General features: G+C 61.2%; 29 protein-coding genes, 1 tRNA gene and 1 pseudogene. 10 read left to right on the forward strand and 21 right to left on the reverse strand.

The window, feature by feature from the left end; translation table 11 throughout:
* Window positions 1–61 precede the first annotated feature (61 nt).
* From ABIA42_RS36775 to ABIA42_RS36785, 3 genes are all read left to right on the forward strand, one after another.
* Entirely contained in the window at window positions 62–691 is a 630-nt protein-coding gene (locus ABIA42_RS36775) for a Maf-like protein (protein WP_194390142.1), read from the forward strand.
* Between the two features lie 170 nt (window positions 692–861).
* Entirely contained in the window at window positions 862–1,044 is a 183-nt protein-coding gene (gene yacG, locus ABIA42_RS36780) for a DNA gyrase inhibitor YacG (RefSeq protein WP_370116126.1), read from the forward strand.
* 186 nt (window positions 1,045–1,230) lie between these two features.
* Window positions 1,231–1,306 (forward strand) — tRNA-Phe (locus ABIA42_RS36785).
* Window positions 1,307–1,794: 488 nt separating this feature from the next.
* Here ABIA42_RS36785 and ABIA42_RS36790 read toward each other — a convergent pair.
* Window positions 1,795–2,276, reverse strand: a pseudogene (locus ABIA42_RS36790) (amidohydrolase family protein); the annotation flags it as partial.
* 243 nt (window positions 2,277–2,519) lie between these two features.
* Here ABIA42_RS36790 and ABIA42_RS36795 point away from each other — a divergent pair.
* Entirely contained in the window at window positions 2,520–3,155 is a 636-nt protein-coding gene (locus tag ABIA42_RS36795) for a response regulator (protein WP_370116124.1), read from the forward strand.
* 280 nt (window positions 3,156–3,435) lie between these two features.
* On the opposite strand, the gene ABIA42_RS36800 is transcribed toward ABIA42_RS36795, so the two are convergent.
* The 16 genes from ABIA42_RS36800 to ABIA42_RS36875 all read right to left on the reverse strand — a co-directional run bounded on the left by ABIA42_RS36800 (window position 3,436) and on the right by ABIA42_RS36875 (window position 16,316).
* Entirely contained in the window at window positions 3,436–4,881 is a 1,446-nt protein-coding gene (locus ABIA42_RS36800) for a GntP family permease (protein ID WP_370116122.1), read from the reverse strand.
* Window positions 4,882–4,955: 74 nt separating this feature from the next.
* Window positions 4,956–5,963: an urea transporter gene (yut, locus tag ABIA42_RS36805; protein ID WP_271527124.1), complete on the reverse strand. Its 1,008-nt coding sequence runs from the start codon at window positions 5,961–5,963 to the stop codon at window positions 4,956–4,958.
* Window positions 5,964–6,018: 55 nt separating this feature from the next.
* Complete coding sequence (locus ABIA42_RS36810; RefSeq protein WP_271527123.1) at window positions 6,019–6,966, reverse strand: urease accessory protein UreD; 948 nt, start codon at window positions 6,964–6,966, stop codon at window positions 6,019–6,021.
* Window positions 6,963–7,607, reverse strand: coding sequence for an urease accessory protein UreG (gene ureG / locus ABIA42_RS36815; RefSeq protein WP_028180094.1), 645 nt, complete (start codon window positions 7,605–7,607; stop codon window positions 6,963–6,965). Before ureG ends, ABIA42_RS36810 begins: the two co-directional genes overlap by 4 nt.
* 15 nt (window positions 7,608–7,622) lie before the next feature.
* Window positions 7,623–8,342 carry an urease accessory protein UreF gene (locus tag ABIA42_RS36820; protein WP_370123716.1) on the reverse strand — a complete coding sequence of 240 codons (720 nt, stop codon included), beginning with the start codon at window positions 8,340–8,342 and terminating at the stop codon, window positions 7,623–7,625.
* Complete coding sequence (ureE, locus tag ABIA42_RS36825; protein WP_370116119.1) at window positions 8,326–9,012, reverse strand: urease accessory protein UreE; 687 nt, start codon at window positions 9,010–9,012, stop codon at window positions 8,326–8,328. The genes ABIA42_RS36820 and ureE overlap by 17 nt, the downstream gene beginning before the upstream one ends.
* A gap of 10 nt (window positions 9,013–9,022) precedes the next feature.
* Window positions 9,023–10,744, reverse strand: a complete 1,722-nt coding sequence (locus ABIA42_RS36830; RefSeq protein ID WP_271527119.1) for an urease subunit alpha — start codon at window positions 10,742–10,744, stop codon at window positions 9,023–9,025.
* 27 nt (window positions 10,745–10,771) lie between these two features.
* Window positions 10,772–11,221: an urease subunit beta gene (locus ABIA42_RS36835; RefSeq protein ID WP_271527118.1), complete on the reverse strand. Its 450-nt coding sequence runs from the start codon at window positions 11,219–11,221 to the stop codon at window positions 10,772–10,774.
* Between the two features lie 20 nt (window positions 11,222–11,241).
* Window positions 11,242–11,544: an urease subunit gamma gene (locus ABIA42_RS36840; RefSeq protein WP_035678625.1), complete on the reverse strand. Its 303-nt coding sequence runs from the start codon at window positions 11,542–11,544 to the stop codon at window positions 11,242–11,244.
* A gap of 553 nt (window positions 11,545–12,097) precedes the next feature.
* The gene (locus ABIA42_RS36845) at window positions 12,098–12,337 is read right to left on the reverse strand and encodes a hypothetical protein (RefSeq protein WP_370116116.1); all 240 of its coding nucleotides are present in this window, start codon (window positions 12,335–12,337) and stop codon (window positions 12,098–12,100) included.
* 412 nt (window positions 12,338–12,749) lie between these two features.
* The gene (locus ABIA42_RS36850; protein ID WP_028180099.1) at window positions 12,750–13,307 is read right to left on the reverse strand and encodes an HdeD family acid-resistance protein; all 558 of its coding nucleotides are present in this window, start codon (window positions 13,305–13,307) and stop codon (window positions 12,750–12,752) included.
* Between the two features lie 144 nt (window positions 13,308–13,451).
* Entirely contained in the window at window positions 13,452–13,937 is a 486-nt protein-coding gene (locus ABIA42_RS36855) for a DUF992 domain-containing protein (RefSeq protein ID WP_271527117.1), read from the reverse strand.
* Window positions 13,938–14,537: a hypothetical protein gene (locus ABIA42_RS36860; RefSeq protein WP_370116114.1), complete on the reverse strand. Its 600-nt coding sequence runs from the start codon at window positions 14,535–14,537 to the stop codon at window positions 13,938–13,940.
* Window positions 14,534–15,664, reverse strand: coding sequence for an AI-2E family transporter (locus ABIA42_RS36865; protein ID WP_370116112.1), 1,131 nt, complete (start codon window positions 15,662–15,664; stop codon window positions 14,534–14,536). The genes ABIA42_RS36860 and ABIA42_RS36865 overlap by 4 nt, the downstream gene beginning before the upstream one ends.
* 57 nt (window positions 15,665–15,721) lie before the next feature.
* The gene (locus tag ABIA42_RS36870; protein WP_370116110.1) at window positions 15,722–15,958 is read right to left on the reverse strand and encodes a hypothetical protein; all 237 of its coding nucleotides are present in this window, start codon (window positions 15,956–15,958) and stop codon (window positions 15,722–15,724) included.
* Between the two features lie 166 nt (window positions 15,959–16,124).
* A complete protein-coding gene (locus ABIA42_RS36875; RefSeq protein ID WP_028180104.1) occupies window positions 16,125–16,316 on the reverse strand; it encodes a hypothetical protein in 192 nt (63 codons plus the stop codon).
* Window positions 16,317–16,553: 237 nt separating this feature from the next.
* Between ABIA42_RS36875 and ABIA42_RS36880 the strand changes: the two genes are divergently transcribed.
* Window positions 16,554–17,264: a Bax inhibitor-1/YccA family protein gene (locus tag ABIA42_RS36880; protein ID WP_370116108.1), complete on the forward strand. Its 711-nt coding sequence runs from the start codon at window positions 16,554–16,556 to the stop codon at window positions 17,262–17,264.
* 19 nt (window positions 17,265–17,283) lie between these two features.
* On the opposite strand, the gene ABIA42_RS36885 is transcribed toward ABIA42_RS36880, so the two are convergent.
* Complete coding sequence (locus ABIA42_RS36885; protein ID WP_271527112.1) at window positions 17,284–17,787, reverse strand: DUF1269 domain-containing protein; 504 nt, start codon at window positions 17,785–17,787, stop codon at window positions 17,284–17,286.
* Window positions 17,788–18,496: 709 nt separating this feature from the next.
* Between ABIA42_RS36885 and ABIA42_RS36890 the strand changes: the two genes are divergently transcribed.
* From ABIA42_RS36890 to ABIA42_RS36910, 5 genes are all read left to right on the forward strand, one after another.
* Complete coding sequence (locus tag ABIA42_RS36890; protein ID WP_370116105.1) at window positions 18,497–19,690, forward strand: ATP-binding protein; 1,194 nt, start codon at window positions 18,497–18,499, stop codon at window positions 19,688–19,690.
* 81 nt (window positions 19,691–19,771) lie between these two features.
* On the forward strand, window positions 19,772–20,404 hold the full coding sequence (locus ABIA42_RS36895; RefSeq protein ID WP_370123713.1) for a response regulator: 633 nt from the start codon (window positions 19,772–19,774) through the stop codon (window positions 20,402–20,404).
* Between the two features lie 164 nt (window positions 20,405–20,568).
* Window positions 20,569–21,204, forward strand: coding sequence for a response regulator (locus ABIA42_RS36900; RefSeq protein ID WP_370116103.1), 636 nt, complete (start codon window positions 20,569–20,571; stop codon window positions 21,202–21,204).
* A 535-nt stretch (window positions 21,205–21,739) separates the two neighbouring features.
* Window positions 21,740–22,372, forward strand: coding sequence for a DUF1326 domain-containing protein (locus ABIA42_RS36905; RefSeq protein WP_271527109.1), 633 nt, complete (start codon window positions 21,740–21,742; stop codon window positions 22,370–22,372).
* 168 nt (window positions 22,373–22,540) lie between these two features.
* Window positions 22,541–23,275 carry a DUF2182 domain-containing protein gene (locus ABIA42_RS36910; protein WP_370116101.1) on the forward strand — a complete coding sequence of 245 codons (735 nt, stop codon included), beginning with the start codon at window positions 22,541–22,543 and terminating at the stop codon, window positions 23,273–23,275.
* 164 nt (window positions 23,276–23,439) lie between these two features.
* Here the strand turns inward: ABIA42_RS36910 and ABIA42_RS36915 are convergent, their stop codons facing one another.
* Genes ABIA42_RS36915 through ABIA42_RS36925 form a run of 3 tightly spaced genes read right to left on the reverse strand, consistent with a single transcriptional unit; the run spans window position 23,440 to window position 26,767 of the window.
* Window positions 23,440–24,657, reverse strand: coding sequence for a cyclopropane-fatty-acyl-phospholipid synthase family protein (locus ABIA42_RS36915; protein ID WP_271527107.1), 1,218 nt, complete (start codon window positions 24,655–24,657; stop codon window positions 23,440–23,442).
* A gap of 3 nt (window positions 24,658–24,660) precedes the next feature.
* Complete coding sequence (locus tag ABIA42_RS36920; RefSeq protein WP_370116099.1) at window positions 24,661–25,449, reverse strand: DUF1365 domain-containing protein; 789 nt, start codon at window positions 25,447–25,449, stop codon at window positions 24,661–24,663.
* A 4-nt stretch (window positions 25,450–25,453) separates the two neighbouring features.
* The gene (locus ABIA42_RS36925; RefSeq protein ID WP_370123711.1) at window positions 25,454–26,767 is read right to left on the reverse strand and encodes an NAD(P)/FAD-dependent oxidoreductase; all 1,314 of its coding nucleotides are present in this window, start codon (window positions 26,765–26,767) and stop codon (window positions 25,454–25,456) included.
* Window positions 26,768–26,818: the final 51 nt, after the last annotated feature.

The raw sequence follows: 26,818 nt of genomic DNA on the forward strand, positions 1-26,818 counted from the left end.
GCCCCCTTCCGATAGGTTCCGCGCGCAATTCACCCCTCCGCTTCATCCCGCAAATCACCTGATGCTCGGCCGCCCCAAATTCGTACTTGCCTCCGGTTCGCCGCGTCGCCTGTCGCTGCTCAACCAGGCCGGCATCGAGCCCGACGCGCTCCGGCCGGCCGATGTCGACGAGACGCCCAAGCGGGGCGAGCTGCCGCGTGCCTGCGCCAACCGCCTCGCCCGTGCCAAGGCCGATGCGGCGCTGAAATCGGTGCAGCTGGACGACGAGCTGCGCGGCGCCTTCATCCTCGCCGCCGATACCGTGGTGGCGGTCGGTCGGCGCATCCTGCCCAAGGCCAATCTGGTCGACGAAGCCGCGCAATGCCTGCGGCTGCTGTCGGGCCGCAACCACCGCGTCTACACCGCGATCTGCCTCGTCACGCCGCGCGAGGCGTTCCGCCAGCGCCTCGTCGAAACCCGCGTGCGCTTCAAGCGTCTGTCGGAGGAGGACATCCAGGCCTATATCGGTTCAGGCGAATGGCGCGGAAAAGCCGGCGGCTACGCCGTGCAGGGCATCGCCGGCTCGTTCGTGGTGAAGATGGTGGGGTCCTACACCAACGTCGTCGGCCTGCCGCTGTACGAGACCACGACGCTGCTCGGCGGTGAGGGTTTTCCGATCCGTTTCGGCTGGCTCAACACCACCACGGTGTGAATGCGGCCGCCGCGCCGGTGGGCGCGCCAGCAAGAATCGCGAAGGCAGGCCCATGCAAAGCAGGATCGCCGCTCCGGACACAGGCGGACCGCATCTGTTGCCGTCGGGGGGAACCCGGCTGCCGACAGGCGCTTGAACTCCTTCACCCCGTGTAAGCTGCCACCGACGTCATGGACGACGAAGTCAAAAAGCAAGCCGGCCCGCTCAAGACTTGCCCGATCTGCGGCAAGCCGCAGGCGCAGGCTACCCGCCCGTTCTGCTCCTCGCGCTGCCGCGACGTCGATCTGAACCGCTGGCTGAAAGGCTCCTACGTCATCCCCGGTCGCGACGACGAGGTGGATGACGTTGAATAGCTAAGTAATATCAATCAATTACAGTTGTGGGCGCCGCGCCGCGCGTAGGCGATGGCAGGACGGCCGCACCTTGTGCACAGCCGGCCCGTGCCCCGCGAAGCCAAAGGCGAAGCGTGGGTGGACAGGCCGCCCCGAGCCCACTATAAACCGCCCGCTCGATGGGCTTTGGCCCCTCTCTTGGAGCACGCCCAGGTAGCTCAGTTGGTAGAGCATGCGACTGAAAATCGCAGTGTCGGTGGTTCGATTCCGCCCCTGGGCACCATTTCCTGAACATTTGCGAACCGGGGTTCGGGCTTGGCCGTTTGGGCCGAGCCTTGTCACTGGAGCTGATGATGCGGACGGCGCTGTGGTTGACACCGATGACCCTTGAGGATGGCGCTGAATAGATCTTCCGAATCGCCAACTCATCCAGTGTCCCCGAATTTGCGCGTCCTGATACCTCCTGCAGGTTCTTTTCGGCGATGTGTCCGCCGGTGCGCCTACAAGCCCGACTTCGATCGCGGTTCGAATGCGTAGCAACACTGGGGGGCAAGGCCTTAAATGACAAGCCATTGCCCTCCCCTGTGGACATAGGGATTGTCGCCACCGGCGCCGAGCGAGGCCCTCGCAGCACTTCCGAGATGAGTCTTAAGTCTTGTAAGTGCTTCAGCAGACCAATTTGGGATGTCGGCTACCGCAACCCACGCATCGACATAGTGTTCTGGTGCGTAGACATGGCCACAACCGAGCGGCGTGCCCGTTGCCACCGCCACGGAAGTCCCCATGGCCGCCTGTGACCGTGATTACGGCGCCTGATGGATAGATGCGAGGGCCGGGAAGGAGACCTTCATCGATCGCGCGCTTGAGCGCGAAGGCGGGACCGCCATGTCCCTGACGCTCGTAAACCCGCGCATCAGCGTGGCGGTGGCCTCCGCGCCCGCCAGCAGCGTGGTATAGCCCAGGTCGTTCGCCAGCATCTGAGCGGGGGTCGGACGAACCATCATCGCGTGCCAATGCATGTCGCTGAGGCCGGGCATCAGCACGCGTCCGCTGCCTGCAATGATGCGGGTATCCGCACGCCGATCGACCGGAATGTCGGTGGTTGCAATCCGCTCGATGATGTTGCCTCGAGCGAGGACGTTCGATGGCGCGGAAAGCGCTTGGCTCTTCCCATCAAAGATGCGGACGTTCTCGAAAAGCGTCACGGCTGAGCGTTCCTGCGCCGCGGCGGTATTGCCTCGGCGAATTCGCAAGGTCCTCCGGCATCGGCCACGGCTCTGCAGCTGCGGACCAAGCCGGCGCGTCTCAGCGATAAATAGCGTCCGGTCCCCGCTGGTCAATTGATGAACGGACCAGAGACCATCGGGTATCCGCCGGATGATATCAGGGTTTTCTAGGATAACGCACTGAATGATCGTCGATATCGTCGACGAATCAGCGGCGGGCAATCTTACGCAAAGCCCATAGGCCGCAAGCCGGCACACGAGAACACCACCGTGAAACGTATCGTGGTTGCGGATGATCACGAGGTTGTACGCGCTGGGCTCCGCGCCATCGTGGAGGCCCGCTCCGACTGGACCGTCAGCGGGGAGGCGACCAATGGCGAGGAAGCCATCGCTTTGGCACTGGAGACGCTCCCGGACATCGTGATCGTCGACTATTCGATGCCGATGATGAACGGACTGGAGGTCAGCCGTCGCCTCAAGTCCATGCATTTGCGCGCAGAGCCCTTGATACTGACGATGCATGAAAGCGAGGAGCTGCTGACGGAAGCGGTTCTGGCCGGGGTTCGCGGCTTCCTGTTCAAGTCCGACGCAAGGAAGCACTTGATCTCCGCGATAGAGGCGCTGCTGGATGGCAATCCATATTTTACGGGTGTTCTCCTCGAGAAGTTGCTTCATGACTATCAGTCTAACAGGCACAACAGGTCAGACATGCTGCTCACTTCGCGCGAGCAGAGCGTGGTTCAGCTCATTTCAGAGGGACACACCAATAGATCCATCAGTGCGATACTGAAGGTGCGCGTGAAGACGGTTGAGACGCACCGCGCATCGGTCATGCGCAAGCTGGGGATGTCGTCGACGGCCGAGCTGGTCCGCTATGCGATTCGCAAGAAGCTGGTCGGGCTCTGAAGCACGTGATCGGCGAGGAGCGAAACATGATGCGAGTGCTGATCCGGCTCCTTCTAGTCGACCTTGCGACAACGATTTCATACTGAGGTCTTCGCACAAAATCACGCCGCACGGAGAGCCGTTTCAGGCGCAATTGGCGACATAGTCAGTGCTGGTACCGCACCCGCAGCGGCCGCTCCCATCCTGGGCCCTCCAGATACTGTCGTTGATACGTAGCATGCGGCGCGGAGCGCCAGATGCCGATTGGGGGCCCACCGCCGACCAAGACGACCCCTGCGACTCAAAACGATCCGAAGATCGACCCCAGGACGAGGACGGCGGCAAGCGCGATGATGCAGCTGACGATGACCGTCATCACCATGTCCAGATAGCTCTCACGGTGAGTAAGACCGCTGATTTGCAGTAGCAGCAACACCGTGCCGTTGTGGGGCAGCGCGTCCAGGGTACCGGCGCTCATCGTCGTTATGCGATGCATCAACTCGGGATCGATATGATAATCAGTGGCAAGGCGCATGAAGTCAGCGCCAAATGCATTGAGCACAATCGCCATGCCGCCCGAAGCAGTACCGGTCAAGGCAGCCAGCACATTCATGGAGAGTGCCAATGAGACCAGTGGTCCTCCCTGAACCGAGAATACCGCATCGCGGACTAGCGCAAATGCCGGCACTGCGGCAACGACCGCGCCGAAGCCGACAAGACTGGCGATCATCAGCATCGGCATGGCAGCAGAATTCGCACCCGCGTCGAGAGTTTCGCGCACGGACGGCAAGCGTCGAAAGTTGATGAGCATGACCGTCAGATTTGCCAACGCGAGAGCCACCAAAACTGACCAGACACCGGAGACTGCCCCGATCGTAATACCGCCCCAGCGAGGCTCGGACAGGTACGAAAAATCGAGGCGCGGGAATACGACGAGCGCCATCAGGAAATTGGTGACGATAACGACGACGATGGGCAGTATGGCCAGGACGAAGGGCGGCCCGCTCTCGGCCGGCTTGCCATGCTGCAACTCGGCAGGATCGAAGTCACCCGCCGGCGCCGCTTGCTCGCGGACCATCTCGTTGACGACCGGCGCGGTTACTGCCTCGCCGGCGTAGCCTTCGCCAGCTTTACGGGCAGCAGCCTCGGCACGGCCAAGCCACCACATGCCGAAAACGATGATGATGGCCGACGCGATGAGACTCAGGCCGGGTGCCGCAAAAGTGGTGGTGCCGAAATATGGCATCGGAATCGCGTTATTGACCGAGGGGGTTCCCGGCATCACCGACATAGTGAAGGTGAATGCACCGAGTCCGACCGCTGCCGGTATCAATCGGCGCGGCAGATTCGCGGCCCGAAACATCTCGTGAGCCAGAGGGGCCAGCACGAAAAATGCGACGAACACGCTCACGCCGCCATAGGTCACGATCGCCGAGGCTGCCACCACCGCGAGCATCGTGTGGCTGGCTCCCAATTTCTTGGTCAAATACTGCGCGATCGCGCTGACCGAGCCGCTGTCGCCCATGAACTTGCCGAACAATCCGCCGAGCAGAAACAGTGGGAACCATTGCGCCACAAATCGTCCCGCTCCTGGCATGAAGGTCTGCGTCCAGTGAGCGAGCAGCGGTTCCTCCGAGAACATGGCGACGATGAGCGCCGCGATCGGAGATACCAGCAAGATACTCCACCCGCGGTAGGCGAGCCACATGAGGAGAGCTAAGCCGAGCAGTACCCCAAAGAGTCCCATGATTAGCTACTCCGATAGATCCGAGGTCAATGAGGGAGCTGTCGCTGTCTTGCTCACGCACAGCCCCATGAAAATCAGGCAGGCTTTTCCACATCGCGCACTACGGCGGATACCGGCTCGAGGCGTTGCCGCGGCAGCAGGAAGAGCCAAGTCACCAGGACGAAAGGTGCCGTCAGGGCCGGAATGGCGAACGGGGACAGCGCAACGTTCAAGGCCGACTGGACGATGACCGTGAACATCGTGCCAAGGGCGGTGTAGACCACGACGCGCCAACTCGGCTGATAAAAGACGGTACCAAGTGCGATCGCAGTCAGGACCGGGCTGAACCCGAGGAGGCCGCCGGTGATCAGGTCGCTCTCCGCGCCGAAAAGATGGGCCGTCAGCACGGCTAAGATCGCGCCCCCGAGAGCGAGGGCCGCGGCTGCGAGCGAGCTCACGGCGAGCCCCGCAAACAGGAGCAGCGCGGCGATGCTGCTAGCCTTCAGGAAGACTTGCGAGATGCTGAGGAACACGCCTTGGACAAGGTCAATCAGCTGGAGCGGGCTTCCTTGGTAGGCCTGGAATGCCGTAACAACCCTGCCGGTCGGCAGCGCTGCTCCCGCGAGGCCGGAAAATCCATATGTGGCCAGCAAGAGAAGCCAAGTTGTGAGCACGAACGGAAATGTGAGAGCGCCGCCCCACGGCTTGACGGCATTGGTTGTCCCCAGCATCACGACGACGGATACGGCCGCTCCCAGTACCACATACACCCAAAGGAGCAGCCCGGGAGCCAAGAACGTCGCCAGCGCAAGGCCGACGAGGATGCCGTTGAAGCCATAGAGTCCAGCATGGAGCGAGTCGGTATCGACGTGGAGCAGCTCTGCGGTCAGGTTTGCCGCGATGACCGCGACCACACCCGCAATTGCCACTCGTGGAGCGCCAGATGCATATGATCCCCAGACAATTGCAGCAAGGAAGAGCATCCCGGTCAGCGGGTTGTTCTGAAACATAACTTGCCCGATGCTGCGTAAATTGATGTCCAGGAACCGTAACATGGCGGAGGATCCGCAGAGGTTCTCCCACCCTGCCAAGATCTTTTCCATTGCTGCCTCCTCGAACGTGCAATCACTGCTATGGGCGATCAACGCTCGGTGCCCGCTAGCGCCAAAGATACGGCGGAGGTAGTGCGGCCCCGATGATCTCCTCGCGGACCACTGCCCAAAACTCGCGAACCTTGGCCTTCACTTGTGCGGTCTCGCGGCCCAGCACCTTGAATACCAGCCCGGCGTCATTGGGCAGGCGACACGCGCCGAACGCCAAGTTGTTCACGAGGTCCACATCGGCGCCGGCCCGCTCGTGGATCCGCTCGGCCTTGTCCTTGGGGACGCACAGAATCACGTTGGCGAACACGTCGAAGGCGTCCATCACGCCGGTCTGCCGCATCGCATACCGCTGCGGCTCGATGACCAGCTTCTCCGCGAACAGGACACGACCATCGGGGCGTGCGCCGGACGTCGCGATCGACAGGATCGTGGCGCCGAAGCATTCGTCTGGACGATGGTGCTTGCGGCCGGGCTGAATGATCTCGGACATAAGCAGCGTAGCCGAAGGCGCCACTAAGATCTGCGTATCGCTGAGATAACGTGAATGCCGATGCGGGATCACGGGATCTGGAAGAAACTCCAGGTAGGCATCATCGGCTAGCGTGATGGTCTGGCTTTGCGCCGCATAGTTGGCGTCCATCGCGTGGATCTTGGTCGCGGATTGCGAGGTGATGTGCGCCTGCGCCCGCGGAGCGAGGGTGATGTCGAGGGCGAGCCTGTCTCCCTGCAGCACGCAACCCGTCGTCGTGATCAGGAAAAGGCAGGCCAGACCTGGCATTTCCTCGTCGCAATAGAGCGCGCGTTGCACCATGTAGGGCGCGCGCCGTTCCAGCTTCGCCAGAACAGTTCGACCAGAGCGGTGTTCCAGGCCCAGGCGCAGGAAGCCCGTCTTGCCGACCGCCCCGCTCCTCATCTGAGGCGGCTCGTCCTGGAACGGGGCAAACTCCGGGCTCGATGCAGCGATGGCTTCGGCGCGGGCCCAGGGAAAGGTCGCGGGTATCATGCCGGACGCCGTAGCTGCCGTTGGACATCGAACAAGAATTCCCGCTCGATCAGCGCGACCAATTCGGGAATGCCTTCCCCCGTCTTGCAGTTCGTGAACAGAAACGGCTTGAGGCCACGCATCAACTGCGAATCCCGCTTCATGACCTCGAGGCTGGCCCCTACGTGGGGCGCAAGATCGGTCTTGTTGATGACCAGGACGTCGGAGTACGTGATGCCGGGACCGTTCTTTCGTGGTATCTTGTCGCCCGCGGCGACGTCGATCACGTAGATGAAGTAGTCCACCAGCGCCGGAGAGAATGTCAGGGTCAGATTATCGCCTCCACTTTCGATCAGCACCACATCGCTGTCCGGAAAGCGCCGCTCCATGTCCTCGACGGCCGCGAGGTTCATACTCGGGTCTTCACGGACCGCAGTATGCGGGCATGCCCCCGTCTCGACGCCGAGGATGCGCTCCTGGATCAAAATACCCTTGAGCGTGCGCTGGACGTGCTTGGCGTCCTCGGTCGTGACCACGTCATTCGTGATGATGAGCACTTTGATGCCGAGATCGAGCAGACGGGGCGTGATGGCTTCCACGATCGCGGTCTTCCCTGACCCGACCGGGCCGCCGATGCCGATGCGCGTGATGTTCTTCGACATTCCGAGCTCCATTCGTCAGTTCATGAATAGCCGGACGTGCGCTCTGGTGTGGACGGCGGCCAGGATTTCCGTCAGCGGAGCAAAACTGGCCATGTCTGGAAGCCGTGCTGCCGCGGCGGCGGGGTATGCCTCTTCTGCCTTCCGGGTGAGCTCGTAGAGAATCTTCTGCGTATCGATGTGGCTGACCCTCATCAGCCTTAGGGCCGCTCCGAGGATTGTCGTCGCAACTCCGTACTGATGAACGACGAACGCCTGGCTGGCGGGCAGAAACTGAACGGCAAAGCCGATCGCCAGCGCTACTGGGTAGCAGCCCGGAGTCACGGACGCTTCAATGAGCTCACGCCACGTGCGAAGTAGCGGAGCGCCGACCACCTCCACACCCATCTCCGTGAACTTCTTGCCCATGCGAACCGACATCGACCGCGCCTCTCCGGAAAGCTTGCGGGCGTAGACCTGCGCGTCGATCCGGGAGAGCGTGTCAACGTCATTTGCCGTTGCTGCGCGATGCGCGGCGATCAGCGCGATGCAGTCGCTGCGTGCCGCCTGCTCGAGCGCAGTGTGTGTGAACGCGCGGAGCGTAGCAGCATTGGTGACGACGCCTTCCTGGATCGCGGATTCCACTCCGGAAGAAAATGAGAATGCGCCGATGGGGAACATTGAATCGCCGAACTGCAACATCCGCGAGAGAAATGCGGCGCTGTCTGCTGCTTTGGCGCCCTCATTCGCGATGGTCATGCGCGGACCGGCCGTTTGCAGGCGATGCTTGCGTCGGATCTCCCGAGCCCACATCGCGGCGCGTTGGCGGATGTCGGTGAACGTGGCCACCGTCGGGCTCGATGCCAGCGTAGCTCTCGTGCGTGTGGGAATGCACAGGTCCTTCCGCTCCACCGAAGAGCCGCCGTGATTCATGTGGAGCAAGATAGGGGATGACATCCCGGCCGGGTACGAACTCGTAGCGGAGTCCCTCGAAGCGGTGCGTGTTCATGACGGACGCCATCACCTTGCGGTCGACTGTGAGCGGGACATAGACGACCGTGTCCTTGACAAGCGCGGGCCAATGCTGGTTGCCCATTGCGTGGCCCAGTTCCACGCATGTCCGCATCACCAGCTTCGGCGCAAGCCTCATCAGTTCGTCCAGATGCACGATCATCACGTCACGCAACTCGATTCGCGCAACGATCGCGGAGCGCGCATGGGCATCCCAAAGCAAGACGTCTCCATCGCGGATGTGGGTCCCGCGGTCGATCGAGATTGCGACTTGCACACCCTTGACCGTCGTCTTGCGGAAGCGGCTCTTCTGCGCTTCCCATTGGTCGATCTCGAGCAAGTCGGTATCGGCGGATGACAAGCGCTCCGCCCATTCATGGTCGTCGATGCTGCCCACGATTGTATCGATCAGGATCATGCCAGGCGCCTCAACTGAAGAAGTATTTCTGGTTCAACGACACCGTCTCTAGGGGGGGCACGGTCGCGTGCTTGCCGTCGACTGTCACGGCAAAGGTTTCCGGACTGACTTCGATCTTCGGCGTGCCGGTGTTTCGGACCATATTTCTCTTGCCGATATTGCGTACATTGCGCACCGGCATCACCTGCCTGCGGAGTCCCAGCCGCTCCTTGATCCCGGCGGCGTGCGCTGCGCCGGAGACGAACGTGATGCAGTTCTCCGCCAGCGCGCTACCCTGGGTTCCGAACATGGCCCGATAATAGGTGGGCTGGGGCGTCGGGAGCGACGCGTTCGGATCGCCCATGACCGCCCAGCTGATGAAGCCGTTCTTGATCACGATCTTGGGCTTTGCGCCGAAGAAAGCAGGCTCCCACAGGACGAGGTCCGCGATCTTGCCGACCTCCACTGAGCCGAGCACTTCGCTAAGGCCGTGTGCAATGGCGGGATTGATCGTGATCTTCGCTACGTAGCGCAGCACCCGGAAATTGTCGTTGCCGGGCGCGTCCTCCGGAAGCTTGCCGCGGCCGGTCTTCATTGCATCGGCGGTCTGGATGCAACGCAGCCAACATTCCCCGATGCGGCCCATGGCTTGGGAGTCGCTCGAGAACATCGAGATAATCCCGAGATCCTGAAGAACGTTTTCCGCCGCGATGGTCTCAGCCCTGATGCGGCTCTCCGTGAACGCCACATCGGACGGAATGTCCGGACTGAGGTGGTGACAGACCATGATCATGTCGTAGAGCTCCGCCTGCGAGTTGATGCCGTAGGGAAGCGTGGGGTTCGTCGAAGACGGCAGGACGTTGGGAAGGCCAGCGATCTTGATGATGTCCGGCGCATGGCCGCCGCCGGACCCCTCGGTGTGGAACGAGTGGACCGTCCGTCCCTCGAACGCCTCGATCGAGTCGTCGATGAAGCCGGATTCGTTCAGGGTATCGGTATGAATGCAGACCTGCGTGTCCGTCTCGTCGGCTACGGTCAGAGCGGACCGCAGCACCGCCGGAGTGGTGCCCCAGTCTTCGTGACACTTCACGCCGACTGCGCCCGCCTCGATCTGTTCGATGAGGGCCGCCTTGCCGTGTCCGTGACCCTTGCCGAGGATGCCGACGTTGAGAGGCCAATCCTCGAACGCGCGCAACATCATGGTGATGTTGCCGGGACCGGATGTCACCGTCGTCGCATTGGAGCCGTCGGAAGGGCCCGTGCCACCGCCGATCAACGTCGTCGTGCCGTTTGAGAGTGCAGCCTGCGCCTGCTGCGGAGAAATGAAGTGAATGTGCGTGTCGATCCCGGCGGCTGTCAGGATGAGATGCGAACCCGAGATGGCGTCGGTGGCCAGACCTATCTCGAGCCCGGGCGTGACACGGTCCATGATCTGCGGATTGCCGGACTTGCCGATGGCACAGATGCGGCCATCCTTGATGCCCACATCCGCCTTCACGACGCCGAGCACCGCGTCGATCACGGTGACGTTGGTAATCACGAGGTCGGGAGCGCCACCCGCCCGCGTCACCTGATTGTCCATACCCATGCCTTCGCGCATGCTCTTGCCGCCGCCGAAAACGATCTCGTCGCCATATCCACCGCGCAAATCGCGCTCGATCTCGACGAATAGCCCTGTATCACCCAATCGGATGCGATCGCCGGTCGTCGGACCGAACAGGCCGACATATTCTTGTCGCGATATGGTCGCCATGTTCGCCCCCGCTCGAGAATAGGAGTGTCAGGCCTTCGTCTTGACGGAGCGGAAGCCGCGCCCCGTCGCCTGTGCCACCGCCTCGGATTTGACCGTGGCGGCGTCCGGGCCGGCGGTAGGACCGTCGACGAGATTGTTAAAACCATAGACGGCACGCTTGCCGCCATATGGAACGAGCTCAACCTCGCGCTCGTCGCCGGGCTCGAATCTGGTCGCCGTCGAGGAAGGAATATTGAGGTGCAGCCCGAAGGCGGCTGCGCGATCGAATTCCAGCGCGCGATTGACTTCGAAGAAGTGAAAGTGCGATCCAACCTGTATCGGCCGGTCTCCCGCGTTGCGCACCTTGAGTGTCGTCACGGGGCGATCTGCGTCGAACGAGATCGCAGACGGGCCGTAGATGTAGCCACCTATCGGTACATCGACCGTCGCCGGGTCGACATCGGCGGCAATCTTGGGACCGGCCTTGGGTCCAGCCATGTTGAGCTCCTGCTAGGCTGTCATTGGATCGGCGTATGTACGGTCACCAAACGGCTTCCGTCGGTAAATACCGCCTCGATCTGAACCATTGGAATGAGATCGGCGACGCCATCCATCACATCGGCCTTGCTCAGGACGGTGCGTGCTTCATTGGTCACATCTTCGATTGTCTTCCCTGCACGGGCACCATCGAGAGCGGTCGCCGAGATGACGGCTACGGCCTCTGGGTAGTTCAGCTTCAGGCCTTTGGCTTGTCGCTTCAGCGCAACGTCAGCCACCATGTAGACAAGCAGCTTGTCGAATTCTCTCGGCGTTAGTTGCATACAGTCCTCCTGAGCTGCTGGCGAAGGGCAGGCTGACATGGCTAGTCATGCAGACGCTCGCCGAAACAGGCAATGGGGCTTCTACCTAGTCACGGATTGGGAAATACCTAGCGAGCGGAATGTCGTAGCGCTTGGCCTGGTAGCGCTTGATTTTCTCAGTATGGAGCGCGGGCCTTTATTTTGCGCTGGGCCATTCCACCGTCGTGGTGGTCACGACGATGCTATTCGCAGTCAGTGCCGTGAGTTTCGGCGGCGACGCCCCCTCGGGTTGTTCGCGGTTGCCTGGCTCGTGTCCACGACTTCGTGGCGTACGGCTCCCGCGCACGACCGCTGGACGACATCCTTCACACGCGCAGTCGGTCGACCATTCGGTAGTCGTCATGGCTGCTCGTAGGGCTTTCTCCGATGGGGAAGGGCGGGCCGCCGGCTACTGTTGCTGAAACTACGTGACCCGCGTCTCAGTTTCAGCTGACGGAGTTCCCGTCGGGCGGATGGGGTGTGTCCAACACGAAGCCCGGCACCTGCCATGACACATGAAATCAGCAGGACTGCGTCATTCCCTTGCAGTTCGGTTACTGCGCGCGGGCTCGTCGTAGCCCTTGCGATGGCTATAGAACATCAGCGCGATCAGGCCACAGCCGGACACCAGGATAAGAACGGCGGCCCCGCTCAAGATGACGTTGCCGTAAAGCGGCATTGGGGTCGCTCTCCAAACCGATATGCAGAACCAGGTCGCCGCGATGAGGAGTGCCGCGGACACGGCGGCAAGGAGCCATTGGTTCTTGTTGCTCATTGTCTCCTCCGTTCTATCAATGACGGCTGAATGGGGCACCGGGACGAAGCTGGCTCTTTGAATTTGCGCGGTTGGCAAGGAGCATTTCAGGCCTTACCGCCATCCGCACACCCGACGACCGCGATGCCACCAGCAGACCCAGCGGCGACGGCGTCGCCTGTGTGGGGGCCCCCAGCCCGGGCGAGGAGGTGGAGGCGGGGGCGGTCCCCACCACTGCGCCCGCCGCACGAAGTCCGTCGGCTCCCCGGCTTTCGCGAGATCAGAGTCGATCGGCATCGCCTCCGCGACGCCAACGAGGTGGACACCGACGGCGCCGATCGCCGCGGCGACAACGGCATTCTGTGCAAGGCCAAGGAAAGCGCGTCGAGTTGGAGCGTTCATCGCTTTCTCCTTCATTGTCATGCTGTCATTGTCATGCTGTCCTGCGCCCCGATTGCAGCGCGTAGCGCAGCCATGCCAGGCCATGCACGATCAAGTCGACACCGAGCAGGAAGCCGAGCGCCCAATCGCTGATCGTGGGGAAGCGGAACAGGATCAGCACGCCCGCCAGCACCGCGAAGGCGCCAGAAATCAGCATGATCCAGCCGTTCTGCCCCCAATAGGCAAAGCTCAGAATGCATCGGATGATGCCCGATGCGAACAGCACCGCGCCGAGGACATAGGTCAGGATCAGCGCGCCGGAGGCGGGTTGGGCGAGCAGCACGAGACCGAAGGCGAGATAAAGCGCGCCGAGCACGATCTGCCAGAGGAAACCGCCCCACCCTTTCGTCCAGAACGCGTGTGCGATCTCGAACGCGCCGGCCGCGATGGCGGTCAGCCCGATGAACTTGACGCTGACGATAGTCGCAAACACAACATCGCCGAGGGCGGCGGCGCCGGCGGCGATCAAGATAATGCCAAGCAGAGCGCAAACCCAGACTGGCGGAGGCCCTAGAGCTTCGATTCCTGACCGGCTGTCAAAGACTGTCATGCCATCCTCCAGATCTGATCGGCACGTTTCGGATGCTAGTTTTTGATCAGCAAGATGGACATCCGACGAAACCCTGAACCGCGGATCGGGAATGTGCGTATGTGTGAATGGGACCACAGCTTCCGGGAACAGCACGGTGACGGCTTATCGCCGGCCTCGCGGGCCCAACGTCAAATGGGTCACCCCCGCCGCCAAGTTGATCCCGATCGACCGCTCTATCGACAGCGGCTGCAGGACGACGGTACGGCGAGAGCCGCCTATCAGAACGTTGGCGCCGAGGCCCGGGCCGACGGCGAGGCTGCCGCTCGCGCCCACATAGCTGCCGCGCAATGTTCCGGGACCGATCCGCGAGTTCTTGGCAAACACGGCCCAGGACAGCGTGCCCGCACTGGTCACGCCGAAATCAAGGCCGACGCGTCTGATCCGTCCCTCGTAGATGTACTGCCGGGGTGGACGCCGCGCGTAGAACACACAGCGCAACGACTGCGCCGACCCAAGCACCAGCCCAACTCGAGGCGTAGACAGGCACAACAGCCTGCCGACCCTGAACGTCTCAGCCCGCACGGGCGAGGTGATAGCGCAAAGCAAGGTCGACACACCGATGACTGCAAGATATCGCAACTTTTGCATTCAATCCTCCGCCTGCTTGTTCATTCCGGCGAGGACCTGTGAGGGCCGCCGGTCCTGGCGCAGCCAGAAGGAGATGGCGAGGCCGATCAGCAGTACGGCGCCGAGAAGGAAGAAAAAAACGGACTGTTTGAGCCAGGATATCGCTGGAACGGCGGCGGCCATCGCGAGACCTAGAAAGGAAATCTGCGGAGACAGCAGGTTCACGCCCGCAAGGAACGTGCCGAGTGCAAGCAACGTCAGCAGGACAAGGCTGGTCGCCGGGGTGGGAAGCAACTGCTGTACGCCGGAGATCAGCATGATGTTCATCGTGACCAGAACCGCGATCCAGTGCAGGGCCTGCGTCCAGATCAAGCGGAACTGGTTCTCCTTGCCTTCGATCTCCGACCACTTGGTAAGGACGCAGACCACGCCGAAGGCAAGTGCCAGGAATTCCCAATAGCCGGTCAGGGGTTGGTGCGAGATGTTGGTATAGGCGACGCCGGCGATGGCGAGCAGCAGCGCTACGGCATAGGGAAGCTGCTGCCACAGGAAACGGGACCTCCGGGAACGCGCCAAGGGACGTTCTGGAGTATGACTTTGCTGCGCATCAATCCCGCTCATGGATGCTCACTCGCGGCTGTCGGGGCCGGCTTGAGATCATCGCCGATGTAATCTTCGACATAGAGCCTGATGATTGCGACGCGGCCGACGGCGACCAACGGCATGGCAACGGCGACCCCCATAACGCCGAACAGCGCGCCGAGGAGGACGATCGCAACCAATGTCCAGGCCGGAGGGGTCTCGACCGCCTGTCGTTGGATCAGCGGGCCGATCACGTGACCTTCGATCGATTGGATGATCGTGTAGACGACGACGGCCCAGATCAGCAGCGAGGTCCCCAGCGGCATCGCGACGAGCGCGATCGGGATCGCGGCGACGATCGGCCCGAGATAGGGAATGAAATTTGACAAACCTGCCTGAATCCCAAGCACGAAAGGAGCGGGCAGTCCTATGAGATAGAGCGCGATCCATACGCAGAGTGTCATCAGGATGACGCGGATCAATTGACCGACGAACCACAGCCGCATGACGCTGCCCATCTCGTCCATCACGGCGCGAGCGCGGGCGCGGTACGAGTGTTTGACCAACACGACCACGCTCTCTCGATGGCTGGTGGGATCGTAGGCAAAGAGAATCCCGAGGAACAGAATCACGAGCACGGCGGTCAAAAGGCTCGATGCCCCACCCAGCAGAAATTGAGCGTGGCTGAGGAAGCGCACCTGATCCGCGAACAGCCATTGCGCAAAGTCGCGGCCCCATTCCGGACCGAGCAGGTCCACGCCATATGACAGTAAGTGTGTCTGGAGCACGTCGATTTGGGCATCCATGACCTTCAACAGCAGGCGTGTCTGTTCCGGCAACTTGCCTGCGCCCCAGGCCAGTCCAAAACCGGACAGCAGGAACAGCAGCAAGATAACGAGCGTCAAGCGCCAGACGCGTTTGATGGGAATGACTGGGGCCAGAGCCCGCGTCAAAGCATCAAGAAAGGCTGCGAACAACACGCCCGCAAAGACAATCAGCAGACTGGAGACGGTTTGCCATACCAGGAAGAGAGCGACGCCCGTGGCAAGCAAGGTAAGGCCGACCGCCAGCATGCTCGGCCGTCCGGTTTTTCCGGCCTGGTCAGCAGGATTCTCGTGCAGAACGACCTCGCGGAATCTGTCTGTTCCCATCCTGGAATCGCTCATCGCTCGGTCCATTGCCAGGGAGTGACGCTCAGATGTGACGACCAGGTCGGCGATCCCTCAGGTGCGAACGCGACGGCTGCCATAGTGCGGGTGCCTGCCGCCGCGATGGCGCCAGTAGCGGTGCTTGAAAGGACTGGTATTGGTGTTGGGTGCCGCCTCCTTTGGCGCAACCGCACCAGGCTCTTTTTGCGGCGTCGCGGTACTGTCCTTCGGCTGCGCGACCGAAAGGGACGGCATGATAACCGCCACCCATGCGCTCAGGACCAAGGCGCGCCCAATGATGTGAATGTTCATACTCGCCTCCTTGTGGCCGGGGGACCATGGCTCAGATCGCCTGGCTCCGTCGGCCTGCGCGCAGAGTCCGGCACCACCCCGCGACCTTAGAAGTGCGCGTCATGTGCGCACATCAGGGATTCTCTGTAGGCGGCGAGGGCAGGAAATCGGCAGGCGCGCCGGACGCTCAGGAAGCGGAGGTCGGATCCGGCTGCCGGGCAACGAGCACGACACTGCCGCGGAAGAACTCGCCGGCCCTGGCGAGCTCGGCGGCGAGGTGCCGGGCGTGGCGGATGGCGGCATCCTGATCGGCGCAGTCTTGTCCAATCCCATCGGGACAGACACCGTACTTGTCGGCAATGTGAAAGAAGAAGCGCATGCCCCGGATTAGGGCAGACGGGCTGCTGCTTCCAAGTGACAAAGGCGTAAGGAATCCACGCCAAAGGGCTCAGCCGACTGGGCAGGTTCCTGTCTTGCGGGACTGTAACGCGAGCAGCGGGCGAGCGTATCGGGAGCAGGTGGTTTCACCGCGGCAATTCGGGTCATCGTCCGATGCCGCTCCGCAGGCCGAAAGGATAGCGTGGCCTCGCTGGGGCAAGTTCCAGAGGAGGCAGCGATGTCCAATTTTGACCAGAACCTGACGGCCGCGGAGACGGCGGGCAGCGCGATTACGGTGGATGCCGGATTGCGTGACTACATGCTGCGCATCTACACCTACATGGGTGCCGGCGTCGGCTTTACCGCCGTTGTCGCCTGGCTCACCTATCAGATTACCGATCCGGCCTGGCTGCAGAGCCCACTGATGTGGGTCGTCATCCTGGCGCCGCTTGCGCTGGTGTTCTTCATCGGCTCGCGCATCAATACGCTGTCGGCACCGACGGCGCGGCTTCTGTTCTTCATCTATGCAGGCTTGATCGGCATATCGCTCTCGATGCTGCTGCACATCTATACCAGCTCGTCGATCGCTCGCGTGTTTTTCATCGCAGCCGCCAGTTTCGGCGCGCTCAGCCTTTTTGGATATACGACCAGGCGCGATCTCTCCGGGCTCGGCACCTTCCTGTTCATGGGTCTGATCGGAATCATCATCGCGAGCCTGGTCAATCTGTTCCTGTGGTCGAGTGCGCTCGACTGGCTGATCTCGATCGTCGGCGTCGGCGTGTTTGCCGGGCTCACGGCCTACGATACGCAGCGGATCAAGGCGATGTACGACAGCGCGGATGACCAGACCTCTGCAGGTCGCAAGTCAGTCTTGGCCGCGCTGTCGCTCTATCTCAATTTCATAAACCTGTTCATGATGCTGTTGCGGCTGGCGGGCGGCCGACGCTGAGGCGGGGAAAGCCGGCGGCTCATGCCGCCGGCCGCTCGACGGCGCTGGCCAAGGCGTCGCGCAAAGCCTTTTCCTTGGTGTCGTCGAGAGACGTCTTGAGCACGACGCCGCCGGCGTCCTTGATCTCCTTGATCACCTTGTCCGCGGTCATGTGCTTGATCAGAACGAACAGGGCCGCGTTTCCGGTCTGGAGATTTGCGGCCAATTCCTTCATGAATTTGTCATCGATGCCGAAGTCCGACAGAGCGCCACCGAGAGCACCCGAGGCTGCGCCCACAGCGACGCCCAGGATCGGATTGAGAAAGAGAACGCCGATCAGAAGCCCCCAGAAGCTTCCTGTCATCGCGCCCATGGCGGTCGTGTTGACGAGTTGATTGAGCTTGATGCCGCCCGAGTCCGTCTTCACGGCGATCACGGCGTCGCTGATCGTAATCAGATATTCTTTCTGCAGCCTGAGCAGTCGTTGACGCACCTCTTCGGCCTTCGCCTCGGACGGATACACGATCGCAACCAGATCGGACATGGAGGCCTCCTGTAAGTTCCAGAACATGCGGAGCGGAACATCAGGGCCGACGTTACGGTGCAAAGGTCAGCTTCGGAATCGGAGGAACCCCTAGGCGTGGTGGCTGAATGTCCCCATGTCGTGGGCTCGCACATGCAATTGAGCACTCCCTGTTCTTGAGCCCGACGCCTGCGTGTGCCCAAGCGCTCGCCGAGCCGCTAACGCTCGGCGTCATGAAGCCTCCGGCCGGCAGCAAAGCCGGCCTTCTCATTTGATCGCCACCATCGTCGCGTGGATGCTTCGGATCTCCTATGGTCCGCTTCGTCGTGTCGCTGCGCCGACCAAGACAAGCCGTCATGCGGACGAAAGCAAAATTCGCGCAAAGAAAATCCCGCTGCGACACTAGATCGAAGCGCGCATTTTCAACGGCTGCAACGACCCGAAAATGATGTTCTCGAGTGCATCTATGCATCTATTATGTGTCAGCGAAGCCTTTCCGAAACCACCTTCGCGACGGTCGCGCCATATTCGTTTATCCGAATTTTGAGATCGTCGCGCCCCCGTGGCAAGAGTCTCCCTGGCTGCTCCCGCGGACCGCCTGCCTGTGCAAGGTCCTATTGAGGGTTTTAATCTAAGGTAGTGCTACCCTCTGGTGTGGTGCTACCTTCAGGTGTATGATCTGGTCTTGGGGATAAGCTCTCGGGCGGGGCCACAGAGAGGAGCGCGTACAATGCTGCATGGCTCCCGCAATCCTAAATTGAAGAAAGCCGCCGTCTGCGAATGGCAGCAAATCGGGCCGGCAGCGGCGAACGACCAGCTCTATTGGCGGTCTTCGACGGATCTTCTTTTCCTTGTACGCCCTTCTTACGGAGGGCGCTTCATATACGAGGGGGCCAATCCCGCGTTCGAGGCTTGTCTTGGGCTGTCTTCTGAGGACATTTACGACAAGGATATCTCTGATTGTATGAGCAAGGACGACGCTATATCGGTGTCCGAAGCTTTTCGGGCGTGCGTCGCACAAGGCAAAGAGGTCAGAATTCGCCAGCATCTGGCATTCGGCGGCCCGCGGCGGATGGTGGAGACCACGGTTGTACCGATCGTCGATCCCATGGTCGGTCGCGTTATCCGGCTAATGGGAAATCATCGTGCCGCGTGCGACGGTCGTCGTGAAATTGTTACTGAAGCTGCCGATCAGGCGCATGCCAACATCAGCTTGATATCGATCCAGGACGGCATTCAGGAGCGGATTGCGTCCGATCTCCACGATTCGACTTGCCAATATTTGATTGCTGCGAGTCTGGGCCTCATGCGGTTGCGGACCAGCTTAATCGACAAGTCCCGGTCGCAGCAACTTTGCGACGAAATCGATACGTCAATTGATAAAGCTCTCAAGGAAATCCGTGGCTTTGCCTATCTGCTGCATCCACAAAATCTGACGGTCCATGGTCTAAAGGCGGCAATCGAGCAGTACGCAGAGGGAATTGCGGCGCGTACATCGCTGCAGATTCATACGAGGATCGTATCCGACGTAGATCAATTGTCCCATCAAACGAAACACGCACTGCTGCGTGTCGTTCAGGAGGCTCTCACGAACGTAGTTCGCCATGCCAGAGCGACGGAGGCGAGAATTGTCATCAACACGGCGGGCCTCCATTTCCGGCTGACGATCAGTGACAATGGACGTGGTTTTGCGACCGATCCTGCGAGGAAGGGCGCGAGCTCCATGCCGATTGGGGTGGGAATTCCCGTAATGAGAGCGAGGCTGCAACAGGTCGGAGGCACCCTGGATATCAGGTCTACGCCGGCAATGGGGCAGTCCGGCACAAAGTTGTGCGCAATCGTTCCGCATGGTCCCGTCGGGGATACACATAGCCGGCGGAAGCCCATACCGCGCTTGCAGGTGCGCAATAGGAAAGAACATTGATCACCGGCGCCGACTGGAAATCGCTTGGAACCTTCAACTTGGGACCGCGCCGTCAAGAAAAAGACCTTGGAGTACTTTGTCATGAAGCGGCTTCTTATCGCGGACGACCATGATGCGGTGCGGTCTGGCTTGCGCGCAGTGCTGGAGCAACGGCCGGGTTGGGAGGTGGTGGCTGAAGCCAGTGATGGCGGCAAGGCGATCGCCGCGGCCATTGAAAGCCGGCCGCACGTCGCGATTCTCGACTTTTCGATGCCGCGAATGACGGGCGTGGAGGTCGCCAGGCGGATCAGAAACTATCCATTACAGACCGAAGTCCTGATCTTCACGGTGCATAACTCCAGCCTGCTCGCTCATGAGGCCTTTGAGGCCGGTGCCCGTGCGTTCCTCTCGAAGTCGGACGCCAACAAGCTGCTGTTGGCGGCCGTTGAGTCGCTTCTGCTGCACAGGCCATTCTCCAGCGGGGTTTGCCCGAACGAATTCGATAGCAGACGACTGGGCGGGGATGAAGGCAAGAATCGTCCACTCACCCCGCGGGAGCAGCTTGTCGTCAAGCTGGTTGCGGAGGGGTACAGCAACAAGAACATTAGCGTGATCTTGAACCTCAGCCTCAAGACAACCGAAGCTCATCGGGCGGCTGCAATGCATAAACTGAATGTGAATTCCACAGCGGGGTTGGTCCGGTACGCGGTTCGGGCAGGACTGGTCGACGGATGACGGTGTCTTTGGCGGACTTCGGTCGCGTCAGTACCTTGGCCGGGACACCTCAGGGTTATCCGGGATAATCCTATTGGGCGGGATCGGTATAATCGCTCGCAAATGCTGCTGGTCGTCTCCGTCGCCTGCCCGACAGGCCGGAGTCGGCAAACGGGAACGACGCCGTGAAACGCATCTTGGTTGCGGATGACCATGAGGTCGTACGTTCCGGGCTTCGCGCGATCGTGGAGACGCGCTCCAACTGGATCGTGTGTGGAGAGGCGATCAACGGCGAGCAAGCCGTCGCATTGGCCCTTGAGACGAGGCCGGACATCGCGATCATCGACTACTCGATGCCCCTCATGAACGGCTTGGCTGTCAGCCGTCGGCTCAGGTCGCTTCATCTGCGCACGGAAGTGCTGGTTCTGACGATGCACGAAACGGAGGAACTCCTGACAGAAGCAATCTCGGCAGGCGTTCGCGGGTTCTTGTTCAAGTCTGATGCCCGGAAACACCTGATTTCGGCGATTGAAGCGCTGCTTGACGGCAAACCCTATTTCACCAGCGTCCTGCTCGAAAAGCTGCTCCATGAGTACCAGGTCAATGCGCGGAACGAATCAGGCAGGCTGCTGACATCGCGCGAGCAGAACGTGGTTCAGTTGATTGCGGAGGGACATACCAACAGGTCCATAAGTGTGATCTTGAAGCTGAGCGTGAAGACTGTAGAAACGCATCGCGCCTCGGCAATGCGCAAGCTCGGCATGTCGTCGACCGCTGAACTGGTACGCTATGCGATCCGCAAGAAGTTGGTTTCGCCATGATCGGATGCCTGATCTTGGAGCAGAGCTGATGACCCGCCGCTTGCGGGGAACGGTCCTGGTTAGGCCGGCTTGGGATGGTTGGACTGTGCCAGGCGACGTGGCCACGCGCTGAGGCTGCCAATTCCAGGGTGGGAGTCGTGGAAGCGCTTGGCTGGAGTTCCAGCAGGCACCAGCACGAGCCAGCCTGCGGATCGTCTCGTTAGGCTTGGCGGAGATCTTGAATCGGCTATTTTATAATGCAATTTCAACCATATACGAGTTCGCAATTTTATCCGGAATGGCGCGCCATTTCCCTGACATCACCGAGCTGCGACCGCTGCTGAACCACGACCCTTGTTCGCTATACGGGCCCGGCTGCCGCTGATATGATGCCCGCCATTGGACGGTAGACGGCAGTTCGCCACCAACTCTTCTGCGATGCCGGACTTCTGATCGGACCTCGATCCCGCTCGCGCCTTTTCGCATTGCCTCGACAAGAACGCTGAACAAATTCGTCAACGACTGCCGCGTCCCCGCTCACATTGGGAGATGTGCCATGGCTGCATCGGACTGGCGTCTCGAAGGCGAATGGATGAAGAATTGCAATTGCGCGTTTGGCTGCCCCTGCGATTTCAATGCTCTACCGACCCGCGGCTATTGCAAAGGCATGGTCGGCATGCGGATCACGACGGGGCATTTTGAGGGCGTCAAGCTCGATGGCCTTTGTTTTGCGGTCGTGGTGGATTTCCCCGGCGCGCTGCATCAAGGTAACGGCAAGATGCAGCCCATCGTTGACGAACGCGCCACACCGGAGCAGCGACAGGCGCTGTTCAATATTCTGTCGGGCAAGTATTCGGCCGAGGGCACGCTGTTCCACATCTTCAGCCTGATCGTGACGACCATTCACGATCCGATTTTCGCGCCGTTCGAATTTTCCTTCGACAGGGATGGTCGTGTCGCAAAACTCGTCGCCGGCGAGGTGCTCGAGACCGAGGTGGAGCCGATCAAGAATCCCGTGACCGGTGCTCCACATCGAGTTCAAGTGGTCATGCCCGAGGGCTTTGAGCACAGGGCTGCCGAGATTGCGTCCGCCAACATTCGCTCGACCGGCGCGATCCAGTTCGAGACCCAGGGCACGCACAGCTCGCTCGCCAATGTGGTGCAGACGCCCGAGGGCGTCGCGGCGTGATGCGGCGCTGACATCGGGGCCGCACCTCGGTGTCAGCTCGTCATCTTCCGGGAGCGCGACACGCGCGTCGCGAAGGATGAAGGTCCGGCTCCCCGATTCGTCACTGCGCTGGCGGGCCAACCTATGCACGGGCGCGCGATACTGGAACATCTGCTCCACCGCGATCGCTTGATCGTCGCGATCGGGACCGCCGTCGTGGCGGCGCTCGCCTGGGTCTATCTCATGGGCGGCGCCGGCATGGACACCGACATGATGGCCGAGATGCCGGACATGGCCCCGATGCCGTGGACGCTGCGCTCTGCCGCGCTGCTGTTCGCGATGTGGTGGGTGATGATGATCGCGATGATGGCGCCGAGCGCGGGGCCTACGGTCCTGTTGTATGCGACGATCCGGCACAAGGACGAGACTGCATCCCGCGCAACAATCGATGCCTGGATCTTTCTCGCCGGATACCTCGTGACATGGGCTGGGTTCAGTCTCGCTGCCGTCCTGGCACAATGGGCACTTGAACGCCTCGGCCTCCTGTCGATGGCGATGGCAAGCACCAGCGCGGTTCTGGGCGGCGTCATCTTGCTAGCCGCGGGGCTTTACCAGTTCACGCCGCTCAAGCGCGCCTGCCTGCGGTACTGCGAGAGCCCGCTGTTGTTTCTCAGCCGGCATTGGCGGCCCGGCACGCGCGGGGCATTCCGCATGGGGCTGCGCCACGGCAGCTACTGCGTCGGCTGCTGTTGGTTTCTGATGGCCTTGCTGTTTGTCGGCGGCGTGATGAACCTGGTCTGGATCGTCGGCCTCATGCTCTATGTCGCCGGCGAGAAGCTGCTGCCGTTCGGCCGAAGATTGAGCTATGCGGCAGGCGGGATCCTCATCCTGTCCGGCGCAATCGTTCTCGCGCATGCGGTGTGAGGCCCGAAGACCGCGAGCGCTGCTGAACCGCGATGAGACCGGGATGAATCGTCATCGCGCTTTGGATGTTTGTTTGAGGATGATCCTTTCGGAAAACCGCTGCGCACTTTCTCTGGATCGTGCACTAAGATACCGCACTCTTGCAGACGGGCGTCTGAAACGCATCAGCTTTGACGGGCAAATATCAACTGCCCCACGTCGATCTTTCCGGCCCTGAACCCTGCCTCGCAATAGCACAGATAATATTCCCACAGCCGGCGGAAGGGCTCGTCGAACCCGAGCGAGGTCAGGTCGCCCCATGCCCTGCCGAAGTTCTCGCGCCAGAGTGCGATCGTCTTTGCATAGTCTTGTCCAAACACACGCTCGCGAATGACAGGCACCTCGAAGCGTTCGCCAAGCGAGCGCAGGATATTCGTCGAGGGAAGCATCCCTCCCGGAAAGATGTACCTCTGGATGAAGTCCACGCGCTGCCGATAGCTGTCAAAGAGCTCGTCGCGGACCGTGATGGCCTGGATGCCTGCCAGACCGCCCGGCTTGAGCCGCCGGTTCAGCTGATTGAAGTATGCTGGCCAGAATTGCTCGCCGACGGCCTCGATCATCTCGATGGAGGCGATGCGGTCGAAATGGCCTTCCTGGTCGCGATAATCCTGCAACCGGACCTGGACCTTTTCGGCGAGCCCAGCTTCGTGGATTCGTCGACGAGCAAATTCGTGCTGCTCCTTGCTGATGGTCAGGGCCACCACGCTCGCACCGTAAGTCTTCGCGGCAAACTCGGCAAAGCCGCCCCAACCGCATCCGATCTCGAGCACGCTCTGACCGGGCCGCAATTCGATGGCTTTCGCCAGTTGTTCGTATTTGTGATGTTGAGCAGCGGGCAGGTCGGCCGTCTCGGCCGGGAACAGAGCCGACGAGTAGGTCATGCTCGAATCGAGCCACGCAGCGAAGAACTCGTTTCCAAGATCGTAATGCGAATGGATGTTGTGCCTCGACCCCTGTCTCGTGTTCCGGCGCAGTCGATGAAGCATCCGCCGGCAGAACCGGACCAGCATGTTCCCGGCAAAGGCACTGTCGACCAGCTCTTCGTTGAGACAGAACACGTAGAGAAGCTGGGTGAGATCGGGCGTGGTCCAATCGCCTCGAATGTAAGCCTCGGCCATGCCGATGTCGCCACCCATGACGAGGCTGCGCGCGAACCTGTAGTTGTTGAGCTCGATGGTGGCCGACGGACCCGGAAGCCGGCCGCGCAACGTGACGGTTCTCTGGTCGGGAAGGCGCACATGAACCGTGCCGTACCTGATCTGCGATGCAAGGCGCAGTGCCAGTCGGGCAAGGAATGGGACACCATCGAATTGAACGGCCTGACGCGTGGCTGCGAGGTCCATGGTTTAAATCTCGCGTTGTTTCAAACGGGGCAGGTACGGAGCACCTTTCAGCCAAAGCCGCATCGCTTCCCAGTGGATGGCTGCGATCACCTTGAAAGTCAGGAAGGGCAGACCGAACAGCGCCGCCAATAGCGAGTGGCTGGTCAGAGGGTGGCGTCGTCCGCGGAACGCTGCCGCAAACATCGCGCCCTGCTCGCTCGTCTGCAGGATTCTGACCCTCACATCTTGCTCGGGCGGAGAAATGCTGAAGCGGTAATGCGTCTCCATTTCCATGAAAGGTGAAACGTAAAACTCCTTCGCCTGGCTTTGTCGTACTGTACAGCCTGATCGCGCATCGTGCACGGGCAGGATGTAGGAATGCATCTCTCCGAAGGTGTTGCGGACCTCGTATATCAACAGCGCGAGATCGCCGGACGCGCCATAGCAGAAATAGACCGAAAGCGGGTTGAACACGTAGCCCAAAACCCGGGGATAACAGAGAAGGAGAATGCGGCCTCCGGAGAGATCGATGCCACGCTCCGCTGCCAGTCCTCGGACGTGCCGGCCGAGGCACGGGCTCTTGCCTTCACCGTGATCGCGCTCGTGGAAGCTGAAGAGTGCTGCTCGATTGACGCCAAACAGCCTGGACTGACGGTTTGCTTCGTTCAAGCGATCGAGATCGATCAGCAGGCTCATCACGCGGTAGCTGAACCTGTGCTGCACGGGCCGCCATCGCGCGTGCATCACTTTTCCCCAGTAGAGCGCGGCGGGCGCTATCGCATTTTCCGCTCTCGTCGGGTTCGTTAGGACCATCGTGCTACTCGGCTGCTTGGACGAGCAAGGGGGCCGACCGACGCCATGGAACCTCGCCGCCGAGCGCCTCGGCAACGGAGATGCCTGACTGCAAGCCGTCCTCATGAAAGCCGTAGCCGGTCCACGCGCCGCAGAACCACGTCCGGCGGCGCCCCTGAATTGCGGGGAGCTGTCGCTGTGCCGCGAACGCTGTCAGGTCGTATTGCGGATGGGCGAAGCTGAATTTTCCAAATGTCAGATGGGCCGCCGGCTCGAAAGGCGGGTTGAGACTGACGAACAATGGCTTGCTGTCGTCTATGCCCTGCAGCCGGTTCATCCAATAGGTCACTGCCACGTCGTTCTGGACAGGCGTTTGTCGTGGCCATCGCAGGAAGTTCCAGGATGCCCATGCCTGGCGGCGCCTGGGCATGAGATTGCGATCGCGGTGCAGATAAACGGTGTTCGGGGCATACCCGATCGCGCCGAGAATGGACCTTTCCTGGGCGTCGGCATCCGGCAGCGCCGCCAGGGCCTGATCGCTATGGCAGGCCATGACGACGGCATCGTAGGTCTCTACACCGCCATGAGTGTCGCGGACCGTCACGCCATGCTCCGATCGATGGATCGACGTCACTGCACAGCCTAGCCGAATGTTGTCCTTGAACATAGCGGTGAGCTTGTCGACATAGCGCCGGCTGCCCCCGTCCACGGTACGCCAGCGCGGCCGGTCCAGATGCAGGAGCCGATGGTTGTCGAAGAAGGCGACGAAGTTCTCCGCCGGAAAGGACATAATGTCGGCCGACGAGGACGACCAGATGGCCGCCCCCATCGGTCCGAGATAATCGGAGAACAGACGCGGGCCGAATGATTCCTTGCGCAGATACTCGCCCAGCGTCAGGTTGTGCAGCCGGCCGGCGCGCAAGTCTGCCGCGCTCTGCCTGTTGAAGCGCAGGACCTCGGCCAGCATGCGAAAATAGGATGGCGATCCGAGATTGCGCGGTTGTGCAAACAGACCGCAAACAGTTTGCAGAAAGGTCTCGCCGCCACCCCGCCATTCGAACCGACCGTGATCGGCGGACATGGCGAAGCTCATGCAAGTCTCGACGGTCCTCACGCCCAGCCGCGCGAACAGCGCCGTCAATTGCGGATAGTTCGCCTCGTTGAACACGATGAAGCCGACATCGACGTCAACGGCCTCGCCATCGTAGTCGACGCGAACGGTATGGCTATGTCCGCCCGGGCGCAGCTCGCGCTCGTACAACGTCACCGCATGGCGTTTCGACAGGAGCCACGCGGCGGCATTGCCGGCAATTCCCGTCCCGATCACGGCCAAACGCATGCTCTGTCGCCCCCACTGGATATAGCCAATACGGTACTTGAAACGGTCGTT

Origin of the sequence: Bradyrhizobium sp. USDA 327 (assembly GCF_041262065.1) — a bacterium.
Classification (GTDB): domain Bacteria; phylum Pseudomonadota; class Alphaproteobacteria; order Rhizobiales; family Xanthobacteraceae; genus Bradyrhizobium; species Bradyrhizobium liaoningense.

What these genes read in the sequence shown, in the direction of transcription:
- ABIA42_RS36775 (WP_194390142.1), top strand. Translation starts at nt 62, where the DNA reads ATGCTCGGCCGCCCCAAATTCGTACTTGCCTCCGGTTCGCCGCGTCGC.
- yacG (WP_370116126.1), top strand. Translation starts at nt 862, where the DNA reads ATGGACGACGAAGTCAAAAAGCAAGCCGGCCCGCTCAAGACTTGCCCG.
- ABIA42_RS36800 (WP_370116122.1), bottom strand. Translation starts at nt 4,881, where the DNA reads ATGGGACTCTTTGGGGTACTGCTCGGCTTAGCTCTCCTCATGTGGCTC.
- yut (WP_271527124.1), bottom strand. Translation starts at nt 5,963, where the DNA reads ATGGAAAAGATCTTGGCAGGGTGGGAGAACCTCTGCGGATCCTCCGCC.
- ABIA42_RS36810 (WP_271527123.1), bottom strand. Translation starts at nt 6,966, where the DNA reads ATGATACCCGCGACCTTTCCCTGGGCCCGCGCCGAAGCCATCGCTGCA.
- ureG (WP_028180094.1), bottom strand. Translation starts at nt 7,607, where the DNA reads ATGTCGAAGAACATCACGCGCATCGGCATCGGCGGCCCGGTCGGGTCA.
- ABIA42_RS36820 (WP_370123716.1), bottom strand. Translation starts at nt 8,342, where the DNA reads ATGACCATCGCGAATGAGGGCGCCAAAGCAGCAGACAGCGCCGCATTT.
- ureE (WP_370116119.1), bottom strand. Translation starts at nt 9,012, where the DNA reads ATGATCCTGATCGATACAATCGTGGGCAGCATCGACGACCATGAATGG.
- ABIA42_RS36830 (WP_271527119.1), bottom strand. Translation starts at nt 10,744, where the DNA reads ATGGCGACCATATCGCGACAAGAATATGTCGGCCTGTTCGGTCCGACG.
- ABIA42_RS36835 (WP_271527118.1), bottom strand. Translation starts at nt 11,221, where the DNA reads ATGGCTGGACCCAAGGCCGGTCCCAAGATTGCCGCCGATGTCGACCCG.
- ABIA42_RS36840 (WP_035678625.1), bottom strand. Translation starts at nt 11,544, where the DNA reads ATGCAACTAACGCCGAGAGAATTCGACAAGCTGCTTGTCTACATGGTG.
- ABIA42_RS36845 (WP_370116116.1), bottom strand. Translation starts at nt 12,337, where the DNA reads ATGAGCAACAAGAACCAATGGCTCCTTGCCGCCGTGTCCGCGGCACTC.
- ABIA42_RS36850 (WP_028180099.1), bottom strand. Translation starts at nt 13,307, where the DNA reads ATGACAGTCTTTGACAGCCGGTCAGGAATCGAAGCTCTAGGGCCTCCG.
- ABIA42_RS36855 (WP_271527117.1), bottom strand. Translation starts at nt 13,937, where the DNA reads ATGCAAAAGTTGCGATATCTTGCAGTCATCGGTGTGTCGACCTTGCTT.
- ABIA42_RS36860 (WP_370116114.1), bottom strand. Translation starts at nt 14,537, where the DNA reads ATGAGCGGGATTGATGCGCAGCAAAGTCATACTCCAGAACGTCCCTTG.
- ABIA42_RS36865 (WP_370116112.1), bottom strand. Translation starts at nt 15,664, where the DNA reads ATGAGCGATTCCAGGATGGGAACAGACAGATTCCGCGAGGTCGTTCTG.
- ABIA42_RS36870 (WP_370116110.1), bottom strand. Translation starts at nt 15,958, where the DNA reads ATGAACATTCACATCATTGGGCGCGCCTTGGTCCTGAGCGCATGGGTG.
- ABIA42_RS36875 (WP_028180104.1), bottom strand. Translation starts at nt 16,316, where the DNA reads ATGCGCTTCTTCTTTCACATTGCCGACAAGTACGGTGTCTGTCCCGAT.
- ABIA42_RS36880 (WP_370116108.1), top strand. Translation starts at nt 16,554, where the DNA reads ATGTCCAATTTTGACCAGAACCTGACGGCCGCGGAGACGGCGGGCAGC.
- ABIA42_RS36885 (WP_271527112.1), bottom strand. Translation starts at nt 17,787, where the DNA reads ATGTCCGATCTGGTTGCGATCGTGTATCCGTCCGAGGCGAAGGCCGAA.
- ABIA42_RS36890 (WP_370116105.1), top strand. Translation starts at nt 18,497, where the DNA reads ATGCTGCATGGCTCCCGCAATCCTAAATTGAAGAAAGCCGCCGTCTGC.
- ABIA42_RS36895 (WP_370123713.1), top strand. Translation starts at nt 19,772, where the DNA reads ATGAAGCGGCTTCTTATCGCGGACGACCATGATGCGGTGCGGTCTGGC.
- ABIA42_RS36905 (WP_271527109.1), top strand. Translation starts at nt 21,740, where the DNA reads ATGGCTGCATCGGACTGGCGTCTCGAAGGCGAATGGATGAAGAATTGC.
- ABIA42_RS36915 (WP_271527107.1), bottom strand. Translation starts at nt 24,657, where the DNA reads ATGGACCTCGCAGCCACGCGTCAGGCCGTTCAATTCGATGGTGTCCCA.
- ABIA42_RS36920 (WP_370116099.1), bottom strand. Translation starts at nt 25,449, where the DNA reads ATGGTCCTAACGAACCCGACGAGAGCGGAAAATGCGATAGCGCCCGCC.
- ABIA42_RS36925 (WP_370123711.1), bottom strand. Translation starts at nt 26,767, where the DNA reads ATGCGTTTGGCCGTGATCGGGACGGGAATTGCCGGCAATGCCGCCGCG.